9 protein-coding genes and 1 pseudogene are annotated in these 10458 nt (G+C 69.7%); 3 read left to right on the forward strand and 7 right to left on the reverse strand.

Features of this window, described 5'->3' with window-relative positions; all coding sequences use genetic code 11:
- Nucleotides 1-99: 99 nt before the first annotated feature.
- Together kstR and FNH05_RS22420 are read left to right on the forward strand one after the other, a co-directional pair.
- A complete protein-coding gene (kstR, locus tag FNH05_RS22415; protein ID WP_144590683.1) occupies nucleotides 100-741 on the forward strand; it encodes a cholesterol catabolism transcriptional regulator KstR in 642 nt (213 codons plus the stop codon).
- A gap of 116 nt (nucleotides 742-857) precedes the next feature.
- Nucleotides 858-1802 (forward strand): serine hydrolase, encoded by a 945-nt coding sequence (locus FNH05_RS22420; protein WP_246127884.1) that lies wholly within the window; start codon nucleotides 858-860, stop codon nucleotides 1800-1802.
- A 1-nt stretch (nucleotide 1803) separates the two neighbouring features.
- On the opposite strand, the gene FNH05_RS22425 is transcribed toward FNH05_RS22420, so the two are convergent.
- Together FNH05_RS22425 and FNH05_RS22430 are read right to left on the reverse strand one after the other, a co-directional pair.
- On the reverse strand, nucleotides 1804-2619 hold the full coding sequence (locus FNH05_RS22425; protein ID WP_144590684.1) for an LLM class F420-dependent oxidoreductase: 816 nt from the start codon (nucleotides 2617-2619) through the stop codon (nucleotides 1804-1806).
- Nucleotides 2616-3443, reverse strand: coding sequence for an LLM class F420-dependent oxidoreductase (locus FNH05_RS22430; RefSeq protein ID WP_144590685.1), 828 nt, complete (start codon nucleotides 3441-3443; stop codon nucleotides 2616-2618). The genes FNH05_RS22425 and FNH05_RS22430 overlap by 4 nt, the downstream gene beginning before the upstream one ends.
- Nucleotides 3444-3560: 117 nt before the next feature.
- On the opposite strand from FNH05_RS22430, the gene FNH05_RS22435 reads away from it, so the two are divergent.
- On the forward strand, nucleotides 3561-4271 hold the full coding sequence (locus FNH05_RS22435; protein WP_144590686.1) for a class I SAM-dependent methyltransferase: 711 nt from the start codon (nucleotides 3561-3563) through the stop codon (nucleotides 4269-4271).
- Between the two features lie 60 nt (nucleotides 4272-4331).
- Here FNH05_RS22435 and icmF read toward each other — a convergent pair whose 3' ends face one another.
- From icmF to FNH05_RS39370, 5 genes and pseudogenes are all read right to left on the reverse strand, one after another.
- Complete coding sequence (gene icmF, locus FNH05_RS22440; RefSeq protein ID WP_144590687.1) at nucleotides 4332-7670, reverse strand: fused isobutyryl-CoA mutase/GTPase IcmF; 3339 nt, start codon at nucleotides 7668-7670, stop codon at nucleotides 4332-4334.
- 66 nt (nucleotides 7671-7736) lie between these two features.
- Nucleotides 7737-8351, reverse strand: coding sequence for a GTP-binding protein (locus tag FNH05_RS22445; RefSeq protein ID WP_144590688.1), 615 nt, complete (start codon nucleotides 8349-8351; stop codon nucleotides 7737-7739).
- On the reverse strand, nucleotides 8332-9159 hold the full coding sequence (locus tag FNH05_RS22450; protein WP_144590689.1) for a DUF742 domain-containing protein: 828 nt from the start codon (nucleotides 9157-9159) through the stop codon (nucleotides 8332-8334). The genes FNH05_RS22445 and FNH05_RS22450 overlap by 20 nt, the downstream gene beginning before the upstream one ends.
- 7 nt (nucleotides 9160-9166) lie before the next feature.
- On the reverse strand, nucleotides 9167-9610 hold the full coding sequence (locus FNH05_RS22455; RefSeq protein ID WP_144590690.1) for a roadblock/LC7 domain-containing protein: 444 nt from the start codon (nucleotides 9608-9610) through the stop codon (nucleotides 9167-9169).
- Nucleotides 9607-10458: pseudogene (locus tag FNH05_RS39370) on the reverse strand (nitrate- and nitrite sensing domain-containing protein); the annotation flags it as partial. The gene FNH05_RS22455 and the pseudogene FNH05_RS39370, both read right to left, overlap by 4 nt.

Genomic DNA, 10458 nt, shown 5'->3' on the forward strand with positions numbered 1-10458 from the left:
ATCGACATGCGGACCACTATAGAACGTGTTTCAATTTTCCCGGAAGAAGTCCGTTAGGTAAGCTACATACCAAGGATGGAACAAGTTCCGGAGAGGTCGATGGCCGGCAAATCGAAGGCACCCGCCCAGTCCAGGACCGGAATGGGCGCGCTCCCCAGCGACGAGCTGGGTTCCGCGGCACAGCGGGACCGGCGGCGGCGCATCATCGACGCCACGCTCGCGCTGGCTTCGAAGGGCGGCTATGACGCCGTGCAGATGCGGGCGGTGGCCGAGCGCGCCGAGGTCGCGCTGGGCACGCTCTACCGCTACTTCCCCTCCAAGATCCACCTGCTCGTCTCCGGCCTGGCACGCGAGTTCGAACGAGCCAGGGAAAAGCTCGACCGCAGCGCGATCCCGGGCGAAACGCCCAGCGAGCGGCTGATCTTCGTACTCAACCGCAACACCCGGACCATGCAGCGCGACCCGCACCTGACCGAGGCGATGGTGCGCGCGTTCATGTTCGCCGACACCAGCGCCGCCGCCGAGGTCGAACAGGTCGGCAAGCTGATGGAGGACATGTTCGCCAAGGCGATGCGGATCGAGGAGCCGACCGAGCACGACCGCGACGTCTTCCACCTGATCGCCGACGTGTGGATGGCGAACCTGGTCGCCTGGGTGACCCGGCGCGCCTCGGCGGCCGACGTGGCGAACCGCCTCGAACTGTCGGTGCACCTGCTGCTGGACCCGTCCAAAACGGAGTGACACCGCTGGGTCGCGACCCGTGATCGTGGCTGTGTCCGGGCTGTCGGTTACCTGAGCATCCCCTGTGGATCGGGAAAATCCGCAACAGATGCCGGTGAACGTGGCGTTTTCCGGCCATGAAGCGCGCGACGGCCGGCCTGGCCGTGCTCACAGCGGTGGTGGTCGGGGCGGCGGTGACGGCCGTCTTCACGATGACCAAGGAGTCCCGGGAGGTCGTCGGCGTCGCCGTCGTGACCACCTCCCCGGCGGACACGACGGCGCCCGCGACGACGATCCTGACGGTCGACCCGACGGAGCCCGCCGCGGAAAGCGCTGCACCGCCCTCCTCGCCGGACCCGAAGCCGGAGGACGTGGCGGAGCTGGTCCAGCAGGCCGTCCAGCGGAAGGTCTCCAGCGCGAAGGTCGGCATGGAGGTCTACGACCGCCGGGACGGGAAGGTCCTGACCAGTCTCGATTCCGGCGAGCCCTTCGCCAGCATGTCGGTGGTCAAGCTGCTGATCGCGATCGACGTGCTCGCCCGCGGCGACTGGACGCTCCCGGACGCCACGACCCGGCAGCAGCTCACGCAGATGCTCTCCACCAGCGACGACGACCTGGCGAACACGATGTGGGTCGATGGCGGCGGCAGCTCGATCGTCACGCGCGACGCGACGCTGATGGGCCTGTCCGCCACGAAGCCGCCGGACGATCCGGGACAGTGGGGTGACACGCAGATCACCGCGCAGGACATGGTCACCGTCTACCGCTACCTGATGGACCAGATGCCGGCGTCGGCGCGGGACCTGCTGTACAACGCGCTGTACCACGCCACCGAGACCGCCGCCGACGGCACCGACCAGTTCTTCGGCATTCCCAACGGCCTGCCGAACACCACCTGGGCGATCAAGCAGGGCTGGGGCAGCAGCGGTTCCTCCGCCTGCTTCAACACGACCGGGCTGCTCGGGAAGGACTCCCGCTACGTGGTCGTGGTGCTGACCTCGGCGCCGCTGGCCTACTACCGCTCCCTCGACGACGCCCTCACCGCGGGCACTGCGCAGCTGGCGTCCCTCGTCGCCGCTTGACTCACGCGAGCGTGCCGGCGACCGCGGCGAGCTTGTCCAATCGCCGCAGTGTGTCCGCCTCGGATGCGGTAGGCAGCGCGAAGGTCACTCGTTCGGCCCCGGCCTCGGCGTAGGCCGCCACCAGTTCCGGCTCGGGCGGGAGCGAGGCGGCCGTGACCGGCAGCCCCGAATCCCCCAGCATCGCCAGCTGTTCCGCGATCCGCCCGGGTTCGCCGAGCCCGTTGGGCAGCCAGCCGTCGCCGACGCGGACCGCCCTCGCGGCGGCCACCGCGCTGTTGCCACCCACGTACACGGGCGGGACCCGGACCGGCTTGGGCCACTGGCGGACCGGATCGAAGTCGACATGGGAGCCGTGGAACTCCGCTTCCTCCTCGGTCCACAGCACCCGCAGCGCCCGGATCTGCTCGTCCAGCAGGGCGCCGCGGATGCGCGGATCGGTGCCGTGGTTGCGCATCTCCTCGCGGTTCCAGCCGACGCCGACCCCGAAGATCACCCGGCCGCCGGAGAGCAGGTCGAGGCTGGCCACGGACTTCGCGGTGTGGAGGACGTCCCGCTGGATCAGCAGACTGATCCCGGTGCCCAGGAGCAGGTCCGTGGTGGCCACGGCGGCGGCGGTCAGCGCGACGAACGGGTCGGCCGCGCGGTAGTAGGGCCTGGGCAGCTCGCCCCCGAGCGGGTAGGGCGTCTCCCGCCGGACCGGGATGTGCGAGTGCTCGGCGACGAACAGCGCGTCGAAACCCCGGTCCTCGATCGCCTTGGCCAGCGGTCCCGGCGCCATGCTCTCGTCGGTGACGAAGGTGGAGATCCCGATCTTCATCGGCCGCTCACCACCTTCACCAGGTCGTCCAGGTGCGCCAGCGTTTCCGCCTCGCCCAGGGTGGGCAGGAGGAAGGTCACGCGGTCGGCTCCGGCCTCCGCGTAACCGTCGAGGAGGCGCTCGTCGGCGGAGGCCCCGAAGACGGTGAACGGCACGTCCGGCCGTCCCTGCGCGGCCAGCCAGGTGCGCACGCGGCGCAGTTCGGCCGGTTCGGTCCCGGCCCGGGGCAGCCAGGCGTCGCCGTACTTCGCGAGCCGGTTCAACGCGGCCGGGCTCTCTCCGCCGACGTAGACGGGCGGATGGGGGCGTTGCAGCGGCTTCGGCCACAGGTGGATCGGGTCGAAGTCGACGTGCCTGCCGTGGAATTCGGCCTCGTCGCGGGTCCAGATCTCCTTCAGCGCCTGGATCTGCTCGTCCAGCAGGGCACCGCGGGTGCGCGGATCAGTGCCGTGGTTGCGCATCTCCTCGCGGTTCCAGCCGGCGCCCACCCCGAAGAGCACGCGGCCCCCGGAGACCAGGTCGAGGCTGGCGACCTCGTTGGCGGTGTGGATGACGTCCCGCTGGATGAGCAGGGCGACCCCGGTGGCCAGCAGCAGCCGCGACGTGGTGGCCGCGGCGGCGGTGAGCGCGACGAACGGGTCGAGCGTGCGGTAGTAGCGGCGTGGCAGCGCACCGCCGCCCGGAAAGGGCGACTCGCGGCTTATCGGGATGTGGGAATGCTCGGCCAGGAACAGCGAGTCGAAGCCGCGTTCCTCCAGTGCCCGCCCCAGGACGTCCGGCCGGATGCTCTCGTCGGTGACGAAGGTGGCGATTCCGAACTTCATATCGGCGGCCAACTTCTCCCTCGGCCGGACTATTCCCCCTGACGGGCGTTGACACCCGGCCGGGTGCCGGAGAAGGATCGATCTCATCAGCCGTTGAATAATGTCTGGGAGGCACGGATGAGCACACCGGACGCACCGGGGATCGACTTCGACCAGGTCTACCAGGGCAAGCCCGTCGTGGGTGCCGCCGGGCTGGTGCCCTGGGACATCGGGGAGCCACAGCCCGCGCTGGTCGAACTGGAACACGACGGCGAGATCCGCGGCGAGGTCCTCGACGTGGGCTGCGGCCTCGCCGAGAACGCCCTCTTCCTGGCCTCACGCGGCTATCGGGTGACCGGAATCGACTTCGCCCCCACCGCCGTCGAGCGCGCCCGCGAGCGAGCACGAGCCCGCGGCCTCACGGCCGCATTCACGGTGGGCGACGCCACCCGCCTCGACGGCTTCGACAACCGGTTCGACACCGTGCTCGACAGCGCCCTGTACCACTGCCTGAGCGACGAGCAGCAGCCCGGCTACGCCGCCGCACTCCACCGCGCCTGCCGTCCGGGCGCCACCCTGCACCTGTTCTGCCTCAGGGAACAGATGGTGCTGCCGGGCCCCCGCGCTATCGGCGAGGAGAACCTGCGCACGACCTTCGGCCAGGGCTGGCGGATCACGCGGCTGCGACCGGCCTCCTACACCACCGCCTTCACCCGTCGGGTGATGGAGGAGATCAGCGAAGCGCTTCCCGAACCACCGGATCCGGCCGCCCTCGACGAGATCCCCACCGACGACCGCGGGCGGTACCGCATGCCCGTCTGGCAACTGACCGCAACGCGGCTCCCCTGACCCACCGCACCCGCGGCCGCACCTTCGGGGAAGAAGTGCGGCCGCGGGTCCGTGCGGGGTTCAGACGTTGCGGCGGTACTGGCCGCCCACCTCGAAGAACGCCTCGGTGATCTGACCGAGCGAGCACACGCGGGCGGCGTCCATCAGCACGCCGAACAGGTTCTCGCCTCGCGTGGCCGCCTCACGCAGCGTGGCGAGCGCCTCCTCCGCATCCTGACGCTGCCGCTGCTGGAAGTCCGCGAGCCTCGTCAACTGCGACTGCTTCTCCTCCTCGGTCGCCCGCGCGAGCTCCACCTCGACCTCGTCGGCCTCCGGGTGCGGGCTGCGGAAGGTGTTGACGCCCACGATCGGCAGGGACCCATCGTGCTTGCGCCGCTCGTACAGCATCGACTCGTCCTGGATCCTGCCGCGCTGGTACCCGGTCTCCATCGCGCCGAGCACGCCGCCGCGCTCCGAGATCCGGTCGAACTCGGTGAGCACGGCCTCCTCGACCAGATCGGTCAGCTCGTCGATGATGAACGAACCCTGCAGCGGGTTTTCGTTGCCCGACAGGCCCCATTCCTTGTTGATGATCATCTGGATGGCCATCGCGCGGCGCACCGACTGCTCGGTGGGCGTGGTGATCGCCTCGTCATAGGCGTTGGTGTGCAACGAGTTCGCGTTGTCGTACAGCGCGCACAACGCCTGCAGCGTGGTCCGGATGTCGTTGAAGCTCATCTCCTGCGCGTGCAGTGAACGCCCGGAGGTCTGCACGTGGTACTTGAGCTTCTGCGAGCGCTCGTTCGCGCCGTAGCGGTCCCGCATCGTGACCGCCCAGATCCGCCGTGCCACGCGGCCCAGCACCGAGTACTCCGCGTCCATCCCGTTGGAGAAGAAGAACGACAGGTTCGGCGCGAAGTCGTCGATGTGCATGCCGCGCGCCAGATAGGACTCGACGTAGGTGAACCCGTTGGCCAGCGTGAACGCCAGCTGCGAAATCGGGTTCGCCCCGGCCTCGGCGATGTGGTAGCCCGAAATGGACACCGAGTAGAAGTTGCGCACCCCGTGCTCGATGAACCATTCCTGGATGTCGGCCATCATCCGCAGCGAGAACTCGGTGGAGAAGATGCAGGTGTTCTGCCCCTGGTCCTCCTTGAGGATGTCGGCCTGCACCGTGCCGCGCACCGTGCGCAGCGTCCACTCGCGAATCCCGGCGGCCTCCTCCGGCGTCGGCTCGCGGCCGTGCTCGGCGCGGAAGACGTCCAGCCGCTGGTCGATCGCCGTGTTGAGGAAGAACGCCAGTATCGTCGGCGCCGGCCCGTTGATCGTCATGGACACCGAGGTGGTCGGCGCGGTCAGGTCGAAACCTTCGTAGAGCGCCCTCATGTCCTCCAGCGTCGCGATCGACACCCCCGAGGTCCCGATCTTGCCGTAGATGTCGGGCCGGGTGTCGGGGTCGTGCCCGTAGAGCGTGACCGAGTCGAACGCGGTGGACAGCCGCTTGGCCTCCGACTCCGCCGAGAGGTACTTGAAACGGCGGTTGGTGCGGAACGCGTCGCCCTCGCCCGCGAACATCCGCGCCGGGTCCTCACCATCCCGTTTGAACGGGAAAACGCCCGCCGTGTAGGGGAAGTATCCGGGCAGGTTCTCACGGCGCAGGAAGGACAGCAGCTCGCCGGACTCGGTGTAGCGCGGCAGCGCCACCCTCGGCACCCGGTTGCCGGACAGGGTTTCCCGCCACAGCGAGGTGCGCAGCTCCTTGTCGCGCACCCGGAACACCAGTTCCTCACCGCGGTACTGCTCGGCGAGCTCGGCGTACTCCTCCAGCAGGCGCCGGGTTTCGGTGTCCACCCGGGACTCCGCCTCGTCGAGCAGTTCGCTGATGGCCGTGACGTCGGCGTCCGCGCGCTCGAGCGCGGCCTTCGCCGCGGCGAGCTGGTCGCGCTCGCGGACCGCCTCGGCCTGCTCCCGCGTGCGGGCGTGGTAACCCCGCACCGCGTCGGCGATCTCCGACAGGTAGCGCACGCGGGAACCCGGGATGAGGGTGCCGGCGCCGGTGGAGGTCTTGCCCCGCACCGCGGGCAGGGTCCCCGGCGAGACCGGCAGCCCGCGCTCCGCCAGGTTGTCCCGCAGGTGCTGGTACAACGCGGTGACGCCGTCGTCGTTGAACTTCGCGGCGCTGGTACCGAAGACCGGCATGTCCTCCGGGGAGGCGCCGAACGCCTCACGGTTGCGCACCAGCTGACGCGCCACGTCGCGGCGCGCGTCCTCGGCCCCGCGTCGTTCGAACTTGTTGATGGCCACCACGTCGGCGAAGTCGAGCATGTCGATCTTCTCCAGCTGCGAGGCGGCCCCGAACTCGGGTGTCATCACATACAGCGAGTAGTCGACGTGCTCCACGATCCCGGCGTCGCCCTGCCCGATGCCCGGAGTCTCCACGATCACCAGGTCGTAGCCCGCGGCCTTGCAGGCGAGGATCGCCTCGTCCAGGCCGTCCGGGATCTCGCCGCCGGTGGTGCGGGTGGCCAGGGAGCGGAAGTACACCGGCGAACCGTCGAGACAGTTCATGCGGATCCGGTCCCCGAGCAGGGCACCCCCGCCGCGGCGCCGCGTCGGGTCGACCGCGAGCACCGCGATCCGCAGCTTGTCCTGCTGGTCGAGGCGGAACCGCCGGATCAGCTCGTCGGTGAGCGAGGACTTGCCGGAGCCGCCGGTGCCGGTGATGCCGAGGACCGGCACGGACCTGGCCTTCGACGCGTCGGCGATGGCCGGCTTCCAGTCCTCGGGCAGCACGCCGGCCTGCAGCTGGGTGATGGCCCTGGCCAGCGTGGGCACGTCCCCGGACAGGAGCTGCTCCACCGAACCGGGTGAGTCCGCGGCGAGGTCCCGGTCGCACTCGCGGATCATCAGGTTGATCATCCCGGGCAGGCCCATGGCCATGCCGTCCTCCGGGGAGAAGATGCGCGCGACCCCCCGCGAGTGCAGCAGTTCGATCTCCTCGCGGACGATGACGCCGCCGCCACCGCCGTAGACCCGGATGTGCCCGGCCCCGCGCTCGCGCAGCAGCTCGACGAGGTAGCTGAAGTACTCGACGTGACCGCCCTGGTAGGCACTGATCGCCACACCCTGGACGTCCTCGGCGATCGCGGCCGTGGCGACCTCGTCCACCGACCGGTTGTGCCCCAGGTGCACCACCTCGGCACCCTGCGACTGCAGGATCCGGCGCATGATGTTGATCGAGGCGTCGTGCCCGTCGAACAGGCTGGACGCGGTCACGAACCGGACCGGGTGCCGCGCCTGGTAGAGGGCCCCGCCGCGATCGGCGGGGCCCCCCGCCGCCGTCGCGCCGCCGTTGCCGGAAGAGCGCTCCGCGGGCACCTGAGGTGTCACCGCCTCGCGCTTGTGCAGTGGAGCGTTCATGGCTCCAAAATACTCGGACTTCCTACTGTTTTGAACCCGAGCATCGACGTGAGCGCAGCCACACCGTCAGCGGGTGCCGCTGGCCGCCCGCAACGAGATCCACTGCCGCATCGCGTACTCGACCAACGTGATGAGCGTCTGCTTGGTCGACTCCCGGTCACGGGCGTCACAGCGCACGATCGGCACGCTCGGGTCGATCGCCAGCGCCTCACGCACGTCGTTGAGGTCGTGGTGCAGCATCCCGTCGAACGTGTTCACGCCGATGATGTACGGCAGCCTGCGGTCCTCGAAGAAGTCCACCGGCGCGAACGAGTCGGCCAGCCGACGGGTGTCCGCGAGCACCACCGCGCCGATGGCACCCCGCACCAGGTCGTCCCACATGAACCAGAACCGCTGCTGACCCGGTGTACCGAACAGGTACAGGATCAGGTCGCGGTCCAGCGACACCCGGCCGAAGTCCATGGCCACCGTGGTGGTGGCCTTGTTCGGCGTGGCATCGAGATTGTCGATACCCCGGCTGGCGTCGGTCATCATCGCTTCGGTAGTGAGCGGCACGATTTCCGACACCGACCCGACGAAGGTCGTCTTGCCCGCACCGAACCCACCGGCGACCACGATCTTGGCCGAGGTCATGGTCTGCGGCGCGGCCGGCCGCGGTGCCTTAAAGCCGACGGAGTCCACTCAACACCCTTTCCATCAACATGAAATGCGCCTCGGCGTTGTCCTTGCCGGACACGGTCTTGTGCACGGTGATCAAACCCGCATCCGCCGCATCACTGATCAGCACCCTGGCCACGCCGATCGGGACTCGCAGCAGTGCCGCGACCTCCGCGACCGAACGCGGTGTCCGACATTCTTCCATGATCGAGCGATGCTCGATCTGCACCACCTCGCCCGCGTCGACGCGGGCGGCGGCGGCGTTGTTCACGGAGATCAAAGTCTCCAGTTCGAGCGCGTAGTTCGCCCTCGTGCGCCCGCCGGTCAGGGCGTACGGGCGCACGACGGAGGCCGCGTCGTCGAAGAGCTCGGGTTCCGGTCGTTCCGGCAGCATCGGCCCGCTGTTGGACACGGCGGGCTCGAAGAACCCCGTTTCCCGGCCTGGCTCGGCGAAACCGGGCGGTCCGGGTGGCGGGGCGTACTCCGGCGAGGGCAGCATCCGGTCGTAGTCGACCGAACCGTACCCCACCGTGCCGTACTCACCGGTGCCGTACTCGCCACTGGCGTACTCACCAGTGGCGTACTCACCGGTGCCGTATCCACCACTGCCGTATCCCGCCGCACTGTACTCACCCGTGGCGTAGCCGGTCTGCGGGTGGTCCCCCGCCTGCTCCGGCCGCGGGGCGGCCGGGGACTCGGATTCGGCCCCCTTGTCCCGCTTCCGTTTCCGGCGGCTGCGCCTCGAATCCAGTGTGAAGCCGTTGAGAACGTCCGCGAAGGTGGCGTCGTCCCCGTCTTCCGGCGGAGAGCCGCTCCCGGAATCCGTGCTCATCGCGGCATCATCCCACCGGTTCGCCGATCAGGGCACCCCCGGAGCCCTGCAGCTGGGCCCGCAGTTCGGGGGTGAGGATCTGGCCGACCCGGTCCACGAGCATGGTCATCTCGTAGGCGACCTGACCGATGTCGCAGTTCGGTGCGGCCAGCACGGCCAGGCAGGAACCGTCGCTGATGGACATCAGGACCATGATCCCCAGTTCCATCTCGACCACGGTCTCGTTGACCGCTCCGGCCTCGAAGCACCGCGCGGCGCCCTGGGTGAGGCTGATGATGCCGGAAGCCACCGCGGCGAGCTGGTCGGCCCGGTCCAGTGGCAGCCGGTTCGACGCGGTCAGCAGGAGGCCGTCGGCGGACACGACCACCGCGTGTGCCACGCCCGGCACACGCTCGGCGAATTCATTGACCAGCCATCCGAACTGGTTCTGTTGGGGCTGCGGCGAGGTCATTCACCCTCCATGGTTTCGTGTTCGGAGTCGGCAGCCTGAGCAGTCTGGTGCCGTCCACGCCGGACACCCTGCTGGAAACTGTTCAGCCTACCGCGCACATCCTGCGGGTCACGCTGGGTTCGGGGCCCCGGCGTGCCCGGGGAGGACGCACTCCCTGGCAAGAGCTGCTCACCACGCCGGCGGCGTGGCAGGCCCGCCGGCGTAAGTCCCGACGGGGCCGACTGCGACACCGCCTGTACGGTTCGCCAGCTGTCGTCGGTGGCGAACGACCACGACGACCCCGTGGCGGTGGCCGGATTCTCCGGCTCCCGCTCCACCGGCTCGTCCAGCTGCGGCTTCTGCCACAGGAAGGCGCCCGAGGACTCCGCGGGGCCTTCCACCGGTGCGGGCCGTTGCCGGTCGGCAAGCGGCTGCCGCTGCGGCAACGGGTTCTCCGCACCGGGCTGGTACTGCGGCACGGCCGTTTCGGCGACGGGTTCCCGCTGCGGCAGGGCGTTCTCGCCCGACGGCCGCGGCTGCCGCTGCGGCAACGGATTCTCGTTCACCGGCCGCGGTTGCCGCTGCGGTAGGGGGTTTTCGTTCACCGGGCGCGGCTGCCGCTGCGGCAGGCCGTTCCCGGAGCCTGGGGTGCGCTGGGGCAGACCACCCTCGGCGGCCGGCTGGGCCGTCGGTTCTTCGGGGGCGCTCCAGCGCGGCATTCCGCTCGCACCGCTGGGGGTGCGGCGGGGCAGACCGCCCGGGGCCGGAGCCTCCTCGGCGGCTTCCCGTGGTGAGGTTCCGGGCAGGCCCGGCAGTGCCGGCTGGCCGCTCGCCGAAACCGGCGTCCGCTGCGGCAGTCCACCCGGGAC

Origin of the sequence: Amycolatopsis rhizosphaerae (assembly GCF_007713715.1) — a bacterium.
GTDB lineage: Bacteria > Actinomycetota > Actinomycetes > Mycobacteriales > Pseudonocardiaceae > Amycolatopsis_E > Amycolatopsis_E rhizosphaerae.

What these genes read in the sequence shown, in the direction of transcription:
- FNH05_RS22435 (WP_144590686.1), top strand. Translation starts at nt 3,561, where the DNA reads ATGAGCACACCGGACGCACCGGGGATCGACTTCGACCAGGTCTACCAG.
- FNH05_RS22450 (WP_144590689.1), bottom strand. Translation starts at nt 9,159, where the DNA reads ATGAGCACGGATTCCGGGAGCGGCTCTCCGCCGGAAGACGGGGACGAC.
- FNH05_RS22425 (WP_144590684.1), bottom strand. Translation starts at nt 2,619, where the DNA reads ATGAAGATCGGGATCTCCACCTTCGTCACCGACGAGAGCATGGCGCCG.
- FNH05_RS22430 (WP_144590685.1), bottom strand. Translation starts at nt 3,443, where the DNA reads ATGAAGTTCGGAATCGCCACCTTCGTCACCGACGAGAGCATCCGGCCG.
- FNH05_RS22420 (WP_246127884.1), top strand. Translation starts at nt 858, where the DNA reads ATGAAGCGCGCGACGGCCGGCCTGGCCGTGCTCACAGCGGTGGTGGTC.
- FNH05_RS22455 (WP_144590690.1), bottom strand. Translation starts at nt 9,610, where the DNA reads ATGACCTCGCCGCAGCCCCAACAGAACCAGTTCGGATGGCTGGTCAAT.
- kstR (WP_144590683.1), top strand. Translation starts at nt 100, where the DNA reads ATGGCCGGCAAATCGAAGGCACCCGCCCAGTCCAGGACCGGAATGGGC.
- icmF (WP_144590687.1), bottom strand. Translation starts at nt 7,670, where the DNA reads ATGAACGCTCCACTGCACAAGCGCGAGGCGGTGACACCTCAGGTGCCC.